The 17,919-nt window shown below is 63.3% G+C and carries 18 protein-coding genes; 13 read left to right on the forward strand and 5 right to left on the reverse strand.

Translation table 11 applies throughout. From position 1 onward, the window contains the following. Positions 1-6 precede the first annotated feature (6 nt). Together ACQ3C8_RS06240 and ACQ3C8_RS06245 are read left to right on the forward strand one after the other, a co-directional pair. Positions 7-2,103 carry a 3-hydroxyacyl-CoA dehydrogenase NAD-binding domain-containing protein gene (locus ACQ3C8_RS06240; RefSeq protein WP_428852849.1) on the forward strand — a complete coding sequence of 699 codons (2,097 nt, stop codon included), beginning with the start codon at positions 7-9 and terminating at the stop codon, positions 2,101-2,103. 69 nt (positions 2,104-2,172) lie between these two features. After that, positions 2,173-3,354, forward strand: coding sequence for an acetyl-CoA C-acyltransferase family protein (locus ACQ3C8_RS06245; protein ID WP_428852850.1), 1,182 nt, complete (start codon positions 2,173-2,175; stop codon positions 3,352-3,354). Between the two features lie 36 nt (positions 3,355-3,390). Here ACQ3C8_RS06245 and ACQ3C8_RS06250 read toward each other — a convergent pair whose 3' ends face one another. Then, a complete protein-coding gene (locus ACQ3C8_RS06250) occupies positions 3,391-3,840 on the reverse strand; it encodes a hypothetical protein (RefSeq protein WP_428852851.1) in 450 nt (149 codons plus the stop codon). A gap of 118 nt (positions 3,841-3,958) precedes the next feature. On the opposite strand from ACQ3C8_RS06250, the gene ACQ3C8_RS06255 reads away from it, so the two are divergent. From ACQ3C8_RS06255 to ACQ3C8_RS06285, 7 genes are all read left to right on the forward strand, one after another. Beyond that, positions 3,959-4,243, forward strand: a complete 285-nt coding sequence (locus ACQ3C8_RS06255; RefSeq protein ID WP_009522487.1) for a hypothetical protein — start codon at positions 3,959-3,961, stop codon at positions 4,241-4,243. A 206-nt stretch (positions 4,244-4,449) separates the two neighbouring features. Then, on the forward strand, positions 4,450-5,430 hold the full coding sequence (locus tag ACQ3C8_RS06260) for a Bug family tripartite tricarboxylate transporter substrate binding protein (protein WP_009522488.1): 981 nt from the start codon (positions 4,450-4,452) through the stop codon (positions 5,428-5,430). Between the two features lie 113 nt (positions 5,431-5,543). Further along, a complete protein-coding gene (locus tag ACQ3C8_RS06265) occupies positions 5,544-6,392 on the forward strand; it encodes a GntR family transcriptional regulator (RefSeq protein WP_428852852.1) in 849 nt (282 codons plus the stop codon). 2 nt (positions 6,393-6,394) lie between these two features. Next, on the forward strand, positions 6,395-7,633 hold the full coding sequence (locus ACQ3C8_RS06270) for an aconitase X (RefSeq protein WP_009522490.1): 1,239 nt from the start codon (positions 6,395-6,397) through the stop codon (positions 7,631-7,633). 5 nt (positions 7,634-7,638) lie between these two features. Continuing rightward, positions 7,639-8,064, forward strand: a complete 426-nt coding sequence (locus ACQ3C8_RS06275; RefSeq protein WP_428852853.1) for an aconitase X swivel domain-containing protein — start codon at positions 7,639-7,641, stop codon at positions 8,062-8,064. Positions 8,065-8,192: 128 nt separating this feature from the next. Then, positions 8,193-9,167 carry a Bug family tripartite tricarboxylate transporter substrate binding protein gene (locus ACQ3C8_RS06280; RefSeq protein ID WP_428852854.1) on the forward strand — a complete coding sequence of 325 codons (975 nt, stop codon included), beginning with the start codon at positions 8,193-8,195 and terminating at the stop codon, positions 9,165-9,167. A 156-nt stretch (positions 9,168-9,323) separates the two neighbouring features. Continuing rightward, positions 9,324-9,479: a hypothetical protein gene (locus tag ACQ3C8_RS06285; RefSeq protein WP_009522493.1), complete on the forward strand. Its 156-nt coding sequence runs from the start codon at positions 9,324-9,326 to the stop codon at positions 9,477-9,479. Between the two features lie 121 nt (positions 9,480-9,600). Here the strand turns inward: ACQ3C8_RS06285 and ACQ3C8_RS06290 are convergent, their stop codons facing one another. After that, positions 9,601-10,509 (reverse strand): peptidoglycan DD-metalloendopeptidase family protein, encoded by a 909-nt coding sequence (locus tag ACQ3C8_RS06290; RefSeq protein WP_428852855.1) that lies wholly within the window; start codon positions 10,507-10,509, stop codon positions 9,601-9,603. 79 nt (positions 10,510-10,588) lie between these two features. On the opposite strand from ACQ3C8_RS06290, the gene ACQ3C8_RS06295 reads away from it, so the two are divergent. The 4 genes from ACQ3C8_RS06295 (at position 10,589) to ACQ3C8_RS06310 (ending at position 12,895) form a co-directional block, all read left to right on the forward strand. After that, on the forward strand, positions 10,589-11,224 hold the full coding sequence (locus ACQ3C8_RS06295; RefSeq protein ID WP_428852856.1) for a class I SAM-dependent methyltransferase: 636 nt from the start codon (positions 10,589-10,591) through the stop codon (positions 11,222-11,224). A gap of 31 nt (positions 11,225-11,255) precedes the next feature. Beyond that, a complete protein-coding gene (locus ACQ3C8_RS06300; protein WP_428852857.1) occupies positions 11,256-11,681 on the forward strand; it encodes a diacylglycerol kinase in 426 nt (141 codons plus the stop codon). An 8-nt stretch (positions 11,682-11,689) separates the two neighbouring features. Continuing rightward, complete coding sequence (locus ACQ3C8_RS06305) at positions 11,690-12,418, forward strand: phosphatase PAP2 family protein (protein WP_428852858.1); 729 nt, start codon at positions 11,690-11,692, stop codon at positions 12,416-12,418. Positions 12,419-12,637: 219 nt separating this feature from the next. Beyond that, complete coding sequence (locus ACQ3C8_RS06310) at positions 12,638-12,895, forward strand: DUF1488 domain-containing protein (protein ID WP_009522498.1); 258 nt, start codon at positions 12,638-12,640, stop codon at positions 12,893-12,895. Between the two features lie 109 nt (positions 12,896-13,004). On the opposite strand, the gene ACQ3C8_RS06315 is transcribed toward ACQ3C8_RS06310, so the two are convergent. The 3 genes from ACQ3C8_RS06315 to ACQ3C8_RS06325 form a co-directional block, all read right to left on the reverse strand. Continuing rightward, on the reverse strand, positions 13,005-14,825 hold the full coding sequence (locus ACQ3C8_RS06315) for a SulP family inorganic anion transporter (protein WP_428852859.1): 1,821 nt from the start codon (positions 14,823-14,825) through the stop codon (positions 13,005-13,007). Between the two features lie 36 nt (positions 14,826-14,861). Then, positions 14,862-15,680 (reverse strand): exodeoxyribonuclease III, encoded by an 819-nt coding sequence (gene xth / locus ACQ3C8_RS06320; RefSeq protein WP_009522500.1) that lies wholly within the window; start codon positions 15,678-15,680, stop codon positions 14,862-14,864. 157 nt (positions 15,681-15,837) lie between these two features. Further along, positions 15,838-17,910, reverse strand: coding sequence for a M3 family metallopeptidase (locus ACQ3C8_RS06325; RefSeq protein ID WP_428852860.1), 2,073 nt, complete (start codon positions 17,908-17,910; stop codon positions 15,838-15,840). Positions 17,911-17,919 lie beyond the last annotated feature (9 nt).

Here is a 17,919-nt window from a genome sequence, read left to right on the forward strand (position 1 = left end):
GCGGCAATGCAGGAGCAAGCACTGAAATTGGAAGGCCGCCGGGCGAGCATCGCGGTGATCCGGATCGACAGTCCGCCAGTGAACAGCCTGGGCCATGCCACGCGTACCGCATTGGCCGAGAGTATCCAGGCGGCACATGCGGCGAAGGAGGTCGACGCAATCGTCCTGATTGGCGCGGGCAAGCTGTTTTCGGCGGGCGCAGATATCCGCGAGTTTGATCGACCGGAGGTGTGGAAGTCCCCGGACCTGAGCGAGTTGATCGCCCTGATCGAGCGCGGCCCGAAACCGGTCGTCGCGGCGATCCACGGCATGGCGATGGGGGGCGGGCTGGAACTCGCGCTTGGCTGCCATGCCCGAGTGGCGACGCATAACGCCTTGCTGGCGCTGCCAGAAGTCAAGCTGGGGTTGCTGCCGGGTGCCGGGGGGACGCAGCGATTACCACGTCTTGCAGGTTTGACCCGCGCACTGGACATGATCGTCTCAGGGGAGCCGCAAACGGCAGCTGAATTGCAGGGCACACCGTTGCTGGATCAGGTGATTGAGCATGAGGATGTGTTATTGCCCGCGGCGGTGGCACTGGCGGAGCAGATGGGCGAGCATGGCGAGCGGCCGATGGCGAGTGCACGTACCGTGACGGCGGAGAATGCCGATCTCCAGCTTGCAGCAGCGCGCGAGCAGGTTGCCCGGCGTACACCGCGCGAGCCGGCCAAACGCCGCTGCATCGACGCCGTGGAAGCGAGCCTGCTCCTCCCGTTCGAGGCAGCGCTCGAGCGCGAGCTGGCCTATTTTCACGAACTGTCGGCCTCATCGGAGTCGCGCGCCTTGCGGCACCTGTTCTTTGCCGAGCGTACCGCCGCATCAATCTCGGATATTCCCAAGGACACCCCAGTCCGTCCGATCCACAGCGCCGCTGTGGTGGGCGCCGGTACCATGGGAGCGGGAATCGCGCAGTGCCTGCTGGATGCCGGGATTCCGGTGAAGTTGCTGGAGGCCTCGCGGGCAGCGTTGGATCGTGGTGTCGCCACCATCACGAGGCAATACCAGCGTGCTCGTGACAAGGGGCGCATCGATGATGCGCGCATGGCGGCGCGGCTGAAACTTCTGACGCCGGTGCTGGACTATGCCGCACTTGGCGATGTCGATATCGTTATCGAGGCAGTGTTCGAGCAGTTCGATGTCAAGAGCAAGGTTTTCCAGTCGCTCGATGCGGTAATGAAGCCGGGCGCGATCCTGGCAACCAATACGTCGATGCTTGACATCAACCGGCTGGCCGCAACGACCGGGCGGGCAGGCGACGTGATCGGTACGCATTTTTTCAGCCCCGCCCATGTCATGCGCCTGCTCGAGGTAGTGCGCGGCGAGCAGACCCGTGCGGATGTGTTGGTGACGGTAATGCGCCTGGCCAAGAAGCTTGGCAAGACGGCGGTAGTGGCGCGCGTGTGCGATGGCTTCATTGGCAATCGCATGATCGAACAGTATTTGCGGCAGGCCGGTTTTCTGCTGGAGGAAGGCGCCACGCCGGCGCAGGTGGACCGCGCCGTCGAGCAGTTCGGCCTGGCCATGGGTCCGTTTCGCATGAGCGACATGGCGGGCAATGACATCGGCTACGACATCCGCAAGCGGCGCAGCCGCGAAACACCGAGCCTGTTCTATAGCAGGATCCCGGACCTGCTGATCGAGACCCTCAACCGCAAGGGCCAGAAGGTCGGGCGCGGCTGGTACGACTATCAGGAGGGAAGCTATCAGGCGATCCCAAGTGCCGAGGTCGACGACATGATCGTGCAGTTCAGAAAGGCGCACAACCTGCAGGCACGGCAGATCAGCGACGAGGAGATCGTCAAGCGCCTGGTGTATGCGCTCGTCAATGAGGGATATCGCATCCTCGACGACGGCACTGCGCAGCGTGCCTCGGATATCGATGTTGCTTATGCGACCGGATACGGTTTTCCGGATACGCGCGGCGGGCCCATGTTCTATGCTGATGAAGTGGGCCTGGACAAGGTACTTGCGGACATGGCTGTGTTCGCCCGGAACCCCCAGGCGGATCCGGCTTTCTGGGTGCCGGCCGCAGGGCTGCTGGCGAGGGCGGAGGCGCAGCGCTGACGACGGGCGTAGCGGAAGCATGCATTGGCCAGCCCGTTGCGGGCTGGCCTTTTTGATAAGGAACGAGCAATGGAAGACGTGGTGGTGGTAGCCGGCGCGCGTACGGCGATCGGTGATTATGGCGGCACGCTCAAGGACATGTCGCCGGCCGATCTCGGTACGGTGGTTGTCAGGGAAGTGCTGGCCCGGGCGAAGGTCGATGGCGCGGAAGTCGGTCATGTAGTGGCCGGACAAGTGATCAATACCGAGCCGCAGGACGCCTACCTGTCGCGTGTGGCAGCAATGCAGGCGGGCATCTCGGAAAACACGCCGGCATTCAATGTGAACCGGCTGTGCGGTTCAGGCCTGCAGGCAGTGGTGTCTGCCGCACAGGCGATCATGCTGGGCGATGCCAAGATTGCCGTGGCGCTTGGTGCCGAAAGCATGAGCCGCGCGCCTTACCTGGTGCCCTCGCATCGCTGGGGCGCGCGCATGGGCGATAGCGTGATGACCGATTTGCTGACCGGTGTACTGACCGATCCATTCAACCGCGTGCATATGGGCATCACTGCAGAGAATGTCGCGGCGCGCTACAGCATCAGCCGCGAAGAGCAGGATGCCACGGCATTGCAGTCGCATCAGCGCGCTGCTGCAGCCATTGATGCCGGCTACTTCCGCGAACAGATCGTGCCGGTCCGCATCAAGAGCCGCCGTGGTGAAACCGTTTTCGATACCGACGAACATGTGCGGCGCGATGTCACGGCCGCCAACCTCGCGGAACTGCGGCCGGCATTCCGCAAGGAGGGCGGCACGGTCACGGCGGGCAATGCTTCCGGTCTCAATGACGGGGCGGCGGCAGTCGTGCTGATGTGCGCCAGCGAGGCCACGCGGCGTGCTGCGCAGCCACTGGCAAGGCTCGTGGCGTATGCGCATGCCGGAGTTGATCCGGCATACATGGGCATGGGCCCGGTACCGGCAACGCAGGCGGCACTGCAGCGCGCCGGCCTCACGATTGAACAGATGGACGTGATCGAAGCGAACGAGGCGTTTGCGGCCCAGGCCTGTGCCGTGTCGCGTACGCTGGGAATGGATCCGGGCAAGGTGAATCCGAATGGCAGTGGCATCGGGCTGGGCCATCCGGTCGGCGCGACCGGCACGATCATCACCGTGAAGGCGCTGTATGAACTGCAGCGGATTCAGGGGCGCTACGCGCTGGTGACCATGTGCATTGGCGGCGGCCAGGGGATCGCGGCGATCTTCGAGCGTATGTGAACGGATCCGCGCGCGGGGTGCGCGCGCCTGTTGCCCTTATTTCAAAGGCTTGAGGTCGAGCAGCAATTCACGCTTGCCGTCCGCACCGCGGGTGCCGGGCGCGAGAACAATGCGTGCCATGCATTGCGTCGTGGCGCGCTCCACGTTCTTGTGCTGCAGGCGCCGGCGGAAGTTGCGCGCATCGTTGCCCAGCAGGTAGCCGGCTGCCTGGCCGGCGATCTCCACACGGATCGCGCGTGCATCCGCCGGATGGTCGTCAATGGGCAGCAGGAGGGCGGCTGTGTCATGCTGGGCTGCATCGCCGGCCAGCCGGGCCAGGGTGGGCTGGTCGGTGGCGTCCTCGGCCAGCCGGACGGAGAACGCACCGGGCGACGGCCACACCAACGCGACCGTCCGTGAGGGCGCCTGCTGCTTGCGCTGTGCGCGACGTTGCAGGTAGTAGACGATGGCCGCGGTGATCACTGCGGCCGCAATCAGGATTTCCAACGGTGTTCCTTCGACGTGACGGCGGGTCACCCAACCCGCCCAGACCGCTATTGTACGCAGCAGGTGCTCGCATCGGGCTGACGATGCTAGGATGGCATGCACACATCGGGAGTCCACCATGGCCAAGCGCGAGCGTACGGCGAAAGTCCTGCAGGAAGAGCTAAGCCGTCGCATTCACCGGATCGACGAGATTGCCGAAGATGGCGCCCGTCTCCAGGTGCCGCTCCCGCAAGCGCATGCCCGCGACGCGCGCGGACGTAACTGGGATATCAAGCGCATCGACCGCGCCACAGGTTATGAACGCGCCATCCGCGCGGTGATCGACGGATTGCGCGATGAGTTTGATCTGGCAGAAAGCACCGGCGGTACTGGTCGCCCGGCGCCGGCCAATCCGTTCGACTGAAGCAGGGCCCACCGCAGTCGCCGTTTCCGCAGCATTCCCTCACCACCGTCCTTTTTCCAGCAACTGAAGCAAGCCGGGCCCGGTCAAGGGCGCCCGCAAAAAAGCCTGCATCACCTCCCGGGTAAACCCTTTCCTTCGTTAACTTGTATCTACATGTATTAATACATTAGAATCCAGTCCATTCGCAAACACGAGGGGTGACGGTCATGGGTCTGGCGCACTATCGGTATGCAGTACATCTGTTCACGGGAGTCGTCATCGGGCTGACGGCAGGGGGCGCGGTCGCCCAGGATCCTTATCCGACGCGGCCGGTCCGCATGGTGGTGCCGTTTCCGGCCGGCGGCCCGACGGACATCGTGGCGCGCCCGCTGGCCCAGAAGCTGTCCGAGGCGCTTGGGCAGCAGGTCATCGTGGACAACCGGGGTGGCGCAGGCGGGACGATTGGCGCGGATGTCGCCGCCAAGGCTCCCGCAGACGGTTACACGTTGCTGATGGGCACGGTCGGTACGCAGGCCATCAATTCCTCGCTTTACAAGAAGCTGCCCTACGATCCGGCGCGCGATTTCGCGGCGGTGTCGCTGGTGGCCGCCGCGCCGGTCGCGCTGGTGGCGCATCCGAGCGTGCAGGCCAAATCCGTCAAGGAACTGATCGCGCTGGCCAAGACCCAACGCCTTGCGTTCGGCTCGGCCGGTAGCGGCTCGCCGGGCCACCTCGCGGGCGTGATGTTCGCTGAGGCGGCAGGCATCGAACTCATGCATGTGGGCTACAAGGGCAGTGCACCTGCCTTGAATGACCTGATTGCCGGGCAGATTCCGCTGATGTTCGATCCGGTGCAGTCGCCGCTGGCCAATATCAAGGCGGGCAAGCTGAAGCCGCTTGGCGTCTCCGGCGCCAAGCGCGCCGCCGTGTTGTCGGATGTGCCGACGATCGCCGAAGCCGGTGTGCCCGGTTACGAGATGACGGCATGGTGGGCCGTGTATGCGCCGCGCGGGACGCCCAAGGAAATCGTCGCGCGCCTCAATACGGAAATCGCCAAGGCTATGAAGTCCGCCGACATGCGGGACAAGCTGCAGCAGATCGGCATCGATCCGATCGGTTCGAGCGTAGCGGAACTGGAAACCTTTGGCGTCTCCGAGACTGCCAAGTGGAAAAAGGCCGTGACGCTGTCGGGCGCCACCGTGGACTGATGGCGGAGCCAGGAATCGCGGAATGACGTGGTGGACTAATACAGCGGCCTGATACAGCGGCCTGACGCAGTGGCCCGATAATGGCGTCTGGATCAGTTCATGGATACATCACTATGCAAGTCAATCGTGATACCGCGGTATCGCTGTACCAGCAGATCGCCGATGCGCTGACGCGCCAGATCGAGGAGGGCGCCTTCGCCGCCAGCGGCAAACTGCCGTCGGAGCATGCGTTGATGGAGCGCTTCCAGGTCAGCCGCGTGACCGTGCGCCAGGCCATCGATTGCCTACTGCGCGACGGCCATGTCGTGAAGAAACAGGGCAAGGGCACGTTCGTGAAGACCCAGAAGGTGCAGCACGATCTGCATACCCTGCGTGGCTTCTACGACGCGCTGATCGAGCAGGGTATCGAGCCGCGCACCCGCTTGCTTGAGTTTAGCTCCGTGACGCCGCCGCCGGCGATTCGCAAGTTGTTTGGCGATGTCGACGGGCCATTCTTCCGGATGAAGCGGGTGTACATGGTGGACGAAGCGCCAATTGCGCTTGCCTGGGCCTATTTGCCGCCGGAGGCAGCGCGCGTGTCGTGGGAGCAGGCCGACATCAAGCCGGTGTACAGCATTCTCGAGCACGTGCTCGACATCCGCGTGACGCGTGCCAATGTGCGCATCCGCGTACAGCAGGCGGGTGCCGAAATCGGCAAGGCATTGGGGTTTGCGCCGTCCGCGCCGGTGCTGGTGATGGAGCGCGAGTCGTTCGATGTGCATGGAGCCGTCAAGGAGCAGACCACGTTCTACATCCGGCCGGACCGCTATGAGTTCACGCTGAGCTCATACGGGCCGCTGCCGATCGGATCGTCGATCCGCGAGGTTAACGAACAGACGAAGGAAAAACGTGCCGATCCGGCACGCGCTGGACCGGCGGGCCGTTCCCACCGGGCAGCGGCTGAACCACCCAAGAAGGAGTAGCAATGCAACTTGATGCAGAAGAACAGGCGATGCTGAATGGCGAACGGGGCGAAGCCGTTCAGGAGGCGATCCGCCTGCAGATGGAGATTGGCAAGTTCTGGGGCGCCAAGCGTTTCGTACCGGTGTCGAATGTCCACATGATGGGCGATATCGAAGTGCTGGGCGATGGCGGCAAAGGGTATCTGCAACGCATGGCCGCCAGCAATGCGCGTGCAGTGTGCTCGACCTCGACCAATGCGCGCTGCGTGGACTTTTCCTATGCCGAACGCCTGAATCAGGACCCGGAGACGGTGGGCAAGGAGACCCAGGTCATCCGCTTCCTGAAGAAGATGGATATCTCCACCGTCGACACCTGCATCAACTACCAGACCGTCTATCAGCCGCATCTGGGCGAGCATGTGGCGTGGGGCGACACCGGGACGGTGATCTACGCCAATTCCGTGTTCGGTGCACGCACCAATTTCGAAGGCGGACCGTCGGCACTGGCGGCCTCCCTCACAGGCCGCACGCCCGAGTATGGCTTTCACCTCGACGAGCATCGCCGTGGCACGTTCCAGGTCAATATCGATTTCGAACCGCGGGATTATGCGGACTGGGGCGCCATCGGCAAGCTGGTCGGCGAGCCGAACCAGAATTACTTCGCCGTGCCGGTGTTCACGGGAATCAAGCGCCGGCCGTCGGCCGATGAGCTGAAGCATCTCGGCGCTTCGCTTGCCTCATACGGATCGATGGGCATGTTCCACATGGTTGGCGTGACGCCCGAGGCGCGCACCGTGGAAGATGCTTTCCGAGATGCCAAGCCGTCGCACACCATGACGATCACGCGGGCGGATATCGACAGGGTCTATGCCGGTTACTCGGCCAAGGGCAGTCCGCTGAACCTGGTGGTGTTCTCCGCGCCGCAGATGTCGATCTACGAGATGAAGGCCCTGGCTGACCTGTTCCGTGGCCGTCGCATCAAGGAGGGCACGCAGGTGTTCATTACCACCAGCAATGGCGTGAAGAGCCACGCGCAGCAGCTGGGCCACCTGCAGACGCTCGAGGAAGCCGGGGCAGTCATCCTGGAAGGCGTGTGCTTCTACATCCTGCAGAACCTGCCGCAGATGCGGGACGAGAATGGCTGGAAGAATATCGTGACCAATTCGGCCAAGCTGGCCAATATCATCGGCGCGCACAAGTTCAATGCAATCCTGCGGCCGACCGACGCGTGCGTCGATATCGCCGTCAACGGTAAGGAGTAAGCGCCATGACGCAACAGACAACGATCCGCGTCAACCGCGCCTTCGGCGCTGTGGTGGAAGGCGAGGCAGTGGTTTCGGAAGAGGGTTTCAGCCCGCGCTATGACCTGGACCGCTGGTCGGGCGAAATCAGCCGGCCCGGTCACAAGCTAGAAGGCACGAACATCAAGGACAAGATCCTGTTCTTCCCGACGGCCAAGGGTGGTATCGCGGCGGGCTGGGCATTCTTTGACATCAAGACCAAGGGCATCGCGCCGAAGGCTTTCATTTTTGGCGTGACCAATCCGGTGATGGTGCAGGGAGCGGTGTTCGCCAACATCACGATCACCGAGGGCTGGGACCAGCCGGTGGCCGATGTCGTGCAAACCGGCGATATCGTGCGCGTGGATCCGGCGGCCAAGACCATTGTGATCGTCAAGAAAAAGAACGGTTGACAGGTGCGGCCGGCCAGGCTGGCCGGCATGTTCCGCAATCGCTTCCATCCGCCGGCCGGACGACGGCTCACAGAAGACCGCGTCCGGCATGCCTGTTTCATCGCAGGCAAGTGCAAGGAGACTGTTCCATGCAAAGCAAAATCTTCCACGCGGTGGCCGTGGCCGGCCTCGTGCTGTCCGCAACCGGTGTACATGCCGATACCGCATATCCCTCCAAGCCGGTGCGGCTGATCATTCCGTTCGCGCCTGGCGGGGCGACTGATGTGGTCGGCCGCGCGCTCGGCCAGCGGCTGAGTGTCAAGTGGGGCCAGCAGGTCATCGTCGAGAACCGCGCGGGCGCTGGTGGCAATATCGGCGCCGACGTGGTCGCCAAGTCGGCGCCGGATGGATACACGATCCTGCTGGCATCGCCGGCGGAAATCACCATTAATTCGCATCTGTACCCGAAGATGCCGTTCGACCCGGCCAAGGACTTCGTGCCAGTCGCCAAGGTCGCGACGGCGCCGTTGGTGCTGGTGGTGCATCCATCGGTCAAGGCGAAGAATGTCAGCGAGCTGATTGCGGAGGCCAAGGCCGCGCCAGGCAAGCTGAACTATGCATCGTCTGGCTCGGGCGGCCCGCAGCATCTGGCCGGTGAACAATTCAAGATGGTCGCGGGCGTGGATATGCTGCATGTGCCATACAAAGGCGGGGCCCCGGCAATTGCCGACCTGCTCGGCGGTCAGGTGCAGGTGTTCTTTGCGGGTGTACCGCCGGCGCTACCGCACATCAAGGCCGGCAAGATCCGCGCATTGGCTGCCACGAGCGCCAAGCGTTCACCGCTGCTGCCGGACGTGCCGACGGTGCGCGAAAGCGGCGGTCCGGACTTTGTCGTGGAGAACTGGCAGGGCATTTTCGTGCCGGCGGGTACGCCGAAGGACATCGTCAGCAAGCTGCACACCGATATCACCGAGATCACGGCAAGGAAGGAGTTTGCAGAGAACCTGCTGGCGCAGGGTGCAGAGGCGACAGGGAGCACACAACAGGCCTTCCAGGCGTTCGTCGACGCGGAAAGTCGCAAGTATGCTGAGCTTGTACGCAAATCAGGTGCGAAGCTGGATTAATACACGCGAAATCGAGCCCGGAAGCGGCCTCTGCCACGCGAGGATGTAACATTCACTTACACCTGCAGCGCTTCTGTTAAAGCTTGCCGAGCCTGTGCCGCTTAAGCTGTGCATGATCCTGCGCACACACATGCAGGAACATACAAGGAGAGTGTCATGAAAATGCTTCTGGCATTGTGCGTACTCGGCGCGTCGCTGCTGGCGGGTTGTGCGGTTTATACACCTGCTGGCCATGTGGTGGTGGACGATGGCGGACCCGGTCCGGGCCCGTACCACTGCCCACCGGGGCAGGCCAAGAAAGGGCGCTGCTGATGTATTGCATCTCGCGGCACGAACCCGTGAGATGCTGAACGGACCGCCCGGCGATCATGCCGGGCGGTCCGTTTGTTTTGTGGGTGACGCTATGGCTGGCGGTGCGACTGAGGGAGGATGGTCAGCGCGGCGGCAGCAGTTTGGTCGGGTCGGCCGGCTGGCCGTTCTGGCGTAGTTCGAAATGCAGCGAGGCCGGGCCTTTGGCCACGCGCCGGAAATGCCCGATGCGGTCGCCCTGGCGCACTTGCTGGCCTTCCTTGGCAGTGGCCTCGCCGAGATGAGCATAGGCGGTCATGCGGCCTTCAGTGGCCTTGATCAGCACAATGGTGCCGTAACCACGCAACTGGCCGCTAAAGGCGACGCGGCCATCATGGGCGGCATAGATGGCATCGCCGGACAGCCCTTCGATATCCAGCCCCTTGTTCCCCTTTTCCTCGTAGCCGCGCGTCACCTTACCGGCTGTGGGCCATTGCAGTGCATAGCCGGGCACGGCCTTGGGCGGTGGCGACAGCCGTGCCGGTGCGGGTAGCTTGGCATCCGGTGGGTCGGTGTCCTCCGGCATGGGTTTCATCGCCGTGGATGAGGGTTCGGGGCGAGTTGAGGCAGCCGGGTGTTCCGTTGCCGCGGGAACCTTACTGGTTCCCGCAGGCGCTGTTACACGCAGGACCTGTCCGACCTGGATGACATTCGCATCGCTGAGCTGGTTCCATGCCTGCAGTTCGGTGTGCTTGTGGCCATGGCGGCGCGCAATGGCCAGCAGCGTATCCCCGGGTTGCACGCGATAGTGCCCCGGCGGTACAGGCGCCTGTGTTGTCTCGGGTTTGAACAGCGGGGCAGGGGTGCTGGCGCTTGGCGGCGTGTCGGGTTTGCTCCAGGGATCCTGGTTCCAGCCCGCCGGCGGGGCGGGCATGGGCGATGATGTGCAGCCGGCCAGCAGCGCTGCCGGCAGCCATGAGAGGCACAAGGCCAGGCGGCCGGAGTTGAGGCGGGAAGTACAGTGGAGCAGGCGGCCGGGGAGATGGAAAAACATGTGCGCAGTCGATGCAGCGTGCAAGGCTGCATCCCAGTATGATGGGGGCAGGATTGCGAAAGACCCAAGCATAACGCAAATGGCCTCGACCACTGAAGATCTCGCCCATATTTCCGCACGTACCCTGCAGCATTACAACACGCATGCCGAGCAGTTCCGCACCGGCACGTGGGATCATGATGTCAGCCAGAATATCGCCGCGCTGCTGCGCTTCATCACGGGGCCAGCACCATTCCGCATTCTCGATTTCGGCTGCGGACCGGGACGCGACCTGATGGCGTTTACCGCGCTGGGCCACACGGCAGTTGGTGTCGACGGCGCGGAACGGTTCGTCGAGATGGCGCGGCAGGCGTCTGGATGCACTGTCTGGCATCAGGATTTCCTGCATCTGGCGCTGCCGCCAGGGATGTTCGATGGCGTCTTTGCCAATGCCAGCCTGTTCCATGTTCCGAGCAGCGCGTTGCCTGGCGTCTTGCGTACCCTGTATGCGACATTGCGGCCAGAAGGCGTATTATTCTGCTCCAACCCCAGGGGCGCCAACCAGGAAGGCTGGAGCGGCGACCGTTACGGCACGTTCCATGATCTCGATCAGTGGCGGGCATTCATGTCGGATGCGGGGTTTGTCGAGCTCGAACATTACTATCGTCCTGCCGGGCTGCCGCGCGAGCAGCAGCCGTGGCTGGCGAGCGTGTGGCGGCGTCCCGCCGAAACTTGATCCCCCGATCCGATCCGCTTCGATTGTCAGCATGACCGCTCCTGATCCGCATTCCACGCATGGCCCGGCATCTACCGGCACCAGTGCCTTCAAGCACCCACCCGGCGCCGGCCGGCTCGCACGTGCCACGCGCGCTTCGCTGCTTGGCTTGAAGGCTGGCTGGCGGCATGAGGCCGCCTTCCGCCAGGAGGTCTGGCTGGCGCTGATCCTGCTGCCGCTTGGTATCTGGCTCGCGCCTTCGCTGGCGTATGGCGTGCTAATGGCAGTCTCCATCGTGCTGGTATGGTGTATCGAGATGGTCAACTCGGCGGTGGAAGCGCTGGCCGATGCGATTTCGCTTGAGCATCATCCATTGCTGGGCCGTGCGAAAGACCTCGGTAGTGCGGCAGTATTCTTCAGCCTGCTCATTGCCGCAGGCGTGTGGCTCATGGCTGCCTACCTGCGCTTTTTTGCATAGACGGCACCATGATGTTGTTCGATACACGATCGGCTCGTCTTGCGTGGACAGGAATCGCGGTGCTCGCGCTTAGTGCAATATTCCTGCTCTGGTTGGGCACGACCCGGCTCGATGTTAGGCTGGCGGCTGCCATTTATGACCCGGCCGCCGGCGGATTTCCCTTGCGACACGCATGGTTTGCTGAAGTCCTCGCACACCAGTGGCTGAAGTGGTGCATGCTGGTCCTCGGCGCTGGCATCGTGATACTGGTGCTACGGGACGCATGGCGTCCGCTGGCCTCGATATCGGCCGGCCTGCGCACGCGGCTGCGCGTCGTGGCGGCCTGTTCCATCAGCGTGCCGATGGTGGTGAGTGTGCTGAAGCGCATGAGCGCCTCCCACTGTCCGTGGGATATCGTCGACTATGGCGGTAGCGCCCCCTATGTCCATCTGCTCGAGGCGATGCCCGCTGGGGTCGCTGCAGGGCATTGCTTTCCGGCGGGCCATGCGACAAGCGTACTGTGGCTGGTCAGCCTGTGTACGCTCTGGTTGCCATCGCAGCCGCGCCGCGCATGTATTGTCGCGATCATGGCTCTACTGTTGGGCAGCGTGGTGGGCGGGATCCAGCAACTGCGCGGCGCGCATTTTCTCTCGCACACCTTATGGTCGATGTGGATTGCGTGTGCTGTCACGTTCTTGTGGTATCAATGGCTGACACGCCATGAAGCGCATCGCCAAAGACGCGCGGGACAAGTATGACGCGCTCGCGCCGTAGCTGATGAAAATCGGCGCGGCATGGTATTGTTGAGACTCGAACCGTCGTTTGCCAGACAGCCAGCATGGCTGCAGAGCGAGGCGTAACAGTGCGGCAGGGGATGCCGAACGAAGCGACGCCAAGCGCACCGCAAGGTTTTTCACCGGTGTTCGCGGCTGATCGTGTTAGCATCCTGTCTCACTTGCAATCGGAGGGCTGTATCGATGGACATCAAGTTCCAAGAGCAAGAAAGCTACGACATCAACAATGAGGGACTGCTGTTCCAGGCCATCGTCGATGGTAAAAAGGTCACCTGCGTGGTGACACGGGAAGCGTTGTGGGAAGGTTTCAGCGCTGATCAGGTGTTATCGCTGGAAGCCGCATTCCGTGCTGGCCAGGACATCATCCAGCGCGCCGCGGCGACGCTGATCGCCCAAGGGGCGCCCGAGCCGGTAGTCATCAAGCGGGCTCATCTTCTGTAGTTTTTCACCGCACGGGTGCCGGTCGCCGCAAACGTTGTCGAGCGACAGTCTCGCATGAGATTGTCGGATCAGCGGATCAAGCGGCTCCGCACTCCCGGTTCATTTTTCTTCACACCGTTTTTGCATCACCGTCGTTCGTTCCCGGCATGGCCGTCGAGCCTGCTGCAGCGGACTGGGCTGCCTGCGCCTGTCGTTGACGGCACTCATCGAACACACGGGCGGTACAACGCGCGCAGATCGCGGGATCGAGGTGTTCGTAGATGCGGTGGACCGCTTCTTCCTTGCTGGAGAAGATGTGGTCGGCGCCCAGCCGCTCGATGAAGCCGGTCTGACGCCATGTTTCCATGACCTGTGTGCGGGGACGGTGGAAGTACAGGTCGCCGCCCATTGCACGGCGCTCGCGGCACTCTGTTTCCCACATCTCGGCGCCGGCCAGGTCGATGAAGTTCATGCTCTTCGTCATTACCAGCAAATGGCGCTGCTCCGGCGCCTGGCGCCGGAAACTGTGCAGACGGTCGGTGACATAGGCCACTGCACCGAAGAACACCGAACCTTCCACGCGGACGAGCTTCAGTTGCGGGCATTCGGGCTGCGGACGGCGTAACTCATTGAGCGGTGTGAAGCGGCGCGCCGGATCGTCGATATCGGGCACCATTGGCCGCACGCCAGGGCGCGAGGTGCGATGCAGATACGCCACCAGCGACAGGATCGTACCCAGCAGGATGGCAATCTCGAGGCGCATGACCAGGGTAGCGGCAAAGGTGCTGAGCGCGATAAGGAATTCGGTATTGCTCAGGCGGCGGATCTGGCGGAAGCGTTCGAAATCGAACAGGCTCCACGACACCAGCAGCAGCATTGCAGCGATGGCCGCCAGCGGAATCTGCCCGAGCAGCGGCGCGCTGATGGCAACCAGTCCCACCAGCAAGGCCGAAGAGAATACCGCAGCGAGCGGTGTACGTGCACCAGCCTCATAGTTCGGCACCGAGCGGTTCAGTGAGCCGCACGACACATACGACGAAAAGAACGAGCCGGCAATGTTCGAGAGCCCCTGGCCGATGAATTCGCGGTTGGCGTCGATATGCTGGCCTGAGCGCAGCGCGACGGCCTTGGCAATCGAAATGGCCTGGCCGAGCGCGACAATGGTCAACGCCGCGGCGATACCCAGCATGTCGCCAAACGCATGCCACGACAGCAGCGGATTGGTGAAGGGCGGCAGCGCGGCGGGAATCGCGCCGACCACGGCCACATGATGGAAGGGGCCGGCTTCACGCACGTGATTGAGCAGGAATGCCATGGCATAGCCGGCAATCAGGCCGAGCAGCATATGGGGTGTGCGCGGCAGCCAGCGCCGCGCCGCCAGCGCGCCGATCAGCGTGACGACGCCGACCGCGAACGCGGACAGGTTGATGTCGGCGTAGTCGGTGAACACATGGCGCACGACGCCGAAGGCCTTGGTGCCGGCTGGCACTTCGAGACCCAGCAAGTCCTTCAGTGCAAACAGCGCGATCAGCATTGCGGCGCCACAGGTAAAGCCGAGCAGGACGGATGGCGAGATGAAATTGGCCAGCATGCCGAGGCGCAACGCGCCGATCGCCAGCTGCATGATGCCCACGAGCAGCGTGACGGCCAGCACGAGCTGGATGTACTGGGGGCTGCCCGCCAGCGCAAGGGGCGAGAGCATGGCGAACAGGGCCAGCGAATTGGCATTGGTCGGCCCTGACATGACGTGCCAGCTCGATCCGAAAAGTGCGGCGACGATGCACGGCACCACAGCGGTGTAGATGCCGTACTGGGGCGGCAGACCGGCCAAGGTCGCAAATGCCACGCCCTGGGGAAGCACGAGCAGAGCGCCCAGGAGGCCGGCGATGAGATCCGCACGCAGCGTCTCCCGTGATACACGGTGGCGCCAGGCTGGCAGCCACCTAAACATGAGAGACGCGAAATCTGGGCGCACGGTAAAACAGTCTTAGGGCAGGGGATTGAGGGAAAGGGTGGCAACGACGGGCGTATGGTCCGAGGGCTGCTCCCATGTCCGTGGCACCTTGTCGATGGTGCAAGCGGTACAGGCCTTGGCCAGCGGATCGGACAACAGGATATGATCGATCCGCAGGCCCGCATTGCGCCGGAAGGCCAGCATGCGGTAGTCCCACCAGCTATAGAGCTTGGGGGGCTGTTCGAATTGCCGGAAGGCATCTGTCAGTCCGAGCCCTTCGAGCGCACGGAAGGCAGCGCGTTCTTCGGGGGACACCAGGTTTTCGCCCTCCCACTTGGCGGGATCGTGCACGTCACGGTCTTCCGGGGCGATGTTGTAGTCGCCGAGCAGCGCCAACTGCGGATAGCGCGCGAGCTCGTCCCGCAGCCACGCGGTCAGCGCCTCGAGCCAGCGCAACTTGTAGGCGAACTTGTCGGAACCGACGGCCTGGCCATTGGGGAAGTACGCTGAAATGACACGCAGTGGTCCACCGGCTGTTGCGTAGGTGCCAGCGACCACGCGTTGCTGGGTGTCTTCGAAACCAGGGATGTTGCGTACGACGTCGGTCGGGGTGGGCAGGCTGGTCGTGCGGGCCAGGATGGCGACGCCGTTGTAGGTTTTCTGGCCGGTGTAGATGCTGTGGAACCCTGCGCTTTCGAGTTCTGCCAGGGGGTACTTGTCGTCCGGCAGCTTGAGTTCCTGCAGGCAGAGCAGGTCGATGGGCTGGTCGCTATCCTCCTGCGCCAGCAGCCAGTCGAGCACATGTGGCAGGCGCACTTTCAGCGAATTGACATTCCAGGTGGCGAGCTTCATTCCGTCTTCTGTGGGTGTCTGGGGCTCCGGGCAGATCCCCGGCACCCTGCGCAACGCCTTGCCGGCATCCGTTCGGAACGTGCCAGGCAGGGCGCGTTGCAGCCGCTATTGTCGCACTACCTGGCCCGGAAGGGGAAATGCCCGCCGATAATGGCATTCAGGCGGCCATGCCGCCATGGCGCAGCAACGCATCGATGGTCGGCTGGCGGCCCCGGAAGGCCTTGAATGATTCCATCGCCGGACGGCTGCCGCCGGCTTCAAGGATGGCCTGGCGGTAACGCATGCCGGTTTCCGGGTCGAGCACCGTACCGCGTGTCTGCGCCGCTTCCTCGAAGGCGGCATAGGCGTCGGCGGACAGGACCTCGGCCCATTTGTAGCTGTAGTAGCCAGCGGCGTACCCGCCTGCAAAGATGTGTGAGAAGGAATTCGGCCAGCGCGACAGCGTCGCCTGCGGGATGACATGGAAAGTATCGTTCACGGTGCGAGCCAGTTCGAGTACCGACCGCTTGCCACGGGGATCGAAGTCCGTGTGCAGTTGCATGTCGGTGACCGAGAACACGATCTGGCGGAGCGTCATCATGCCATTCTGGAAATTGCGCGCGGCCAGCATGCGGTCGTAGAGCGCACGGGGCAATGGCTCACCGGTGGTGGCGTGGCGCGTCATGCGCGACAGCACCTCCCATTCCCAGCAGAAATTTTCCATGAACTGCGAGGGCAGTTCGACGGCATCCCATTCGACGCCATTGATGCCCGATACGCCCAGGTCCTCGACCTGCGTCAGCATGTGGTGCAGGCCGTGGCCGAACTCATGGAACAGCGTGATGACTTCGTCGTGCGTGAACAGCGCCGGCCGGCCGCCGACTGGTGCGGAGAAGTTGCAGGTCAGGTAGGCCACGGGCGTTTGCACGCTGCCATTGCCGAGTCGCTTGCGGCCACGCGCATCGTCCATCCAGGCGCCACCGCGTTTGCCTTCGCGGGCATACAGGTCGATATAGAACTGCGCCAGCAGGCGGCCATCGCGCGACGAAACACGGTAGAACCGCACATCGGGATGCCATGTGGGCGCCTCATCTACGGCGATGACAACATCGAACAGTGTCTGGACCACGTCGAACAGCCCCGCCAATACCTGCGGCTCGGGGAAGTACTGTTTCACTTCCTGCTCCGAGAACGCATAGCGTTGCTCGCGCAATTTCTCGGAAGCGTAGGCAAGGTCCCACGGTTCGAGCTTGTCGAGGCCAAGCGATTCACGGGCGAACGTTTGCAGTTCGGCCCAGTCGGCTTCCGCGAAGGGACGGGCCTTGTCGGCCAGTTCACGCAGGAAGGTCAGGACCTGTTCCGGCGACTCCGCCATCTTGGGCACCAGCGACAGTTCGCCGAAGCTGCCATAGCCCAGCATGCGCGATTCTTCCTGCCGCAGGGCCAGTTGTTCGACCATGTTGGCGCTGTTGTCCCACTCAGGCTTGCCTTGGTTGTAGGCGGTCAGCTCGGAGGCCCGGGTAACGTTGGCTTCGTACAGCGTCTGGCGCAGGGTGCGGTCGTCTGCATATTGCAGCACAGGGAAATAAGACGGGAAATGCAGCGTGAATTTCCAGCCCGCCTTGCCGTCCTTCTCGGCGGCGGCACGGGCGGCTTCCAGCGCATCCTCGGGGACGCCCGCCAGGCGTGCTTCATCTTCAATGAAGAGCGCGTAGGCATTGGTAGCATCGAGTACATGGTCGGAGAAGGCCTTGCTCAGATTGGCCTGGGCTTCCTGGATTTCGGCAAAGCGCGCCTTCTGGTCTTCCGGCAATTCGGCGCCGCCCAGGCGAAAGCCGCGCAGTTCATGTTCCAGCAGCATCTTGCGTGCCGGTGAGAGACCAGCAAACTCCGGACCTTCCGCAATCGCCTTGTACTTGCGGTAAAGCGCGAGATTCTGTCCCAGCGCGGCGCTGAATTCGGTCACGCGCGGCAGGTTTTCCGCATGGGCCTGGCGCAGCGCCGGGGTATCGACCACAGCGCTGAGATGGCTGACGATGCCCCAGGCGCGGCCGAGCGGCTCGGTGGCGGCTTCAAGGCGCGTCAGTACCGTATCCCATGTTGCCGGTGCGGTATCGTTTTCGATGGCCTGGACGGCGGCCTGGGCATCGGCCAGCAGGCGGTCGAGTGCCGGCGTGATGTGTTCCGGGCGGATGGCGTCGAAGCGCGGCAGGCCGCTGAAGTCGAGCAGGGGGTTGTCGGCAGGCGTCATAAGGGCAAT

It is taken from the genome of Imbroritus primus (assembly GCF_964332355.1).
GTDB lineage: Bacteria > Pseudomonadota > Gammaproteobacteria > Burkholderiales > Burkholderiaceae > Imbroritus > Imbroritus primus.

What these genes read in the sequence shown, in the direction of transcription:
- ACQ3C8_RS06240 (WP_428852849.1), top strand. Translation starts at nt 7, where the DNA reads ATGCAGGAGCAAGCACTGAAATTGGAAGGCCGCCGGGCGAGCATCGCG.
- ACQ3C8_RS06245 (WP_428852850.1), top strand. Translation starts at nt 2,173, where the DNA reads ATGGAAGACGTGGTGGTGGTAGCCGGCGCGCGTACGGCGATCGGTGAT.
- ACQ3C8_RS06255 (WP_009522487.1), top strand. Translation starts at nt 3,959, where the DNA reads ATGGCCAAGCGCGAGCGTACGGCGAAAGTCCTGCAGGAAGAGCTAAGC.
- ACQ3C8_RS06260 (WP_009522488.1), top strand. Translation starts at nt 4,450, where the DNA reads ATGGGTCTGGCGCACTATCGGTATGCAGTACATCTGTTCACGGGAGTC.
- ACQ3C8_RS06265 (WP_428852852.1), top strand. Translation starts at nt 5,544, where the DNA reads ATGCAAGTCAATCGTGATACCGCGGTATCGCTGTACCAGCAGATCGCC.
- ACQ3C8_RS06270 (WP_009522490.1), top strand. Translation starts at nt 6,395, where the DNA reads ATGCAACTTGATGCAGAAGAACAGGCGATGCTGAATGGCGAACGGGGC.
- ACQ3C8_RS06275 (WP_428852853.1), top strand. Translation starts at nt 7,639, where the DNA reads ATGACGCAACAGACAACGATCCGCGTCAACCGCGCCTTCGGCGCTGTG.
- ACQ3C8_RS06280 (WP_428852854.1), top strand. Translation starts at nt 8,193, where the DNA reads ATGCAAAGCAAAATCTTCCACGCGGTGGCCGTGGCCGGCCTCGTGCTG.
- ACQ3C8_RS06285 (WP_009522493.1), top strand. Translation starts at nt 9,324, where the DNA reads ATGAAAATGCTTCTGGCATTGTGCGTACTCGGCGCGTCGCTGCTGGCG.
- ACQ3C8_RS06290 (WP_428852855.1), bottom strand. Translation starts at nt 10,509, where the DNA reads ATGTTTTTCCATCTCCCCGGCCGCCTGCTCCACTGTACTTCCCGCCTC.
- ACQ3C8_RS06295 (WP_428852856.1), top strand. Translation starts at nt 10,589, where the DNA reads ATGGCCTCGACCACTGAAGATCTCGCCCATATTTCCGCACGTACCCTG.
- ACQ3C8_RS06300 (WP_428852857.1), top strand. Translation starts at nt 11,256, where the DNA reads ATGACCGCTCCTGATCCGCATTCCACGCATGGCCCGGCATCTACCGGC.
- ACQ3C8_RS06305 (WP_428852858.1), top strand. Translation starts at nt 11,690, where the DNA reads ATGATGTTGTTCGATACACGATCGGCTCGTCTTGCGTGGACAGGAATC.
- ACQ3C8_RS06310 (WP_009522498.1), top strand. Translation starts at nt 12,638, where the DNA reads ATGGACATCAAGTTCCAAGAGCAAGAAAGCTACGACATCAACAATGAG.
- ACQ3C8_RS06315 (WP_428852859.1), bottom strand. Translation starts at nt 14,825, where the DNA reads ATGTTTAGGTGGCTGCCAGCCTGGCGCCACCGTGTATCACGGGAGACG.
- xth (WP_009522500.1), bottom strand. Translation starts at nt 15,680, where the DNA reads ATGAAGCTCGCCACCTGGAATGTCAATTCGCTGAAAGTGCGCCTGCCA.
- ACQ3C8_RS06325 (WP_428852860.1), bottom strand. Translation starts at nt 17,910, where the DNA reads ATGACGCCTGCCGACAACCCCCTGCTCGACTTCAGCGGCCTGCCGCGC.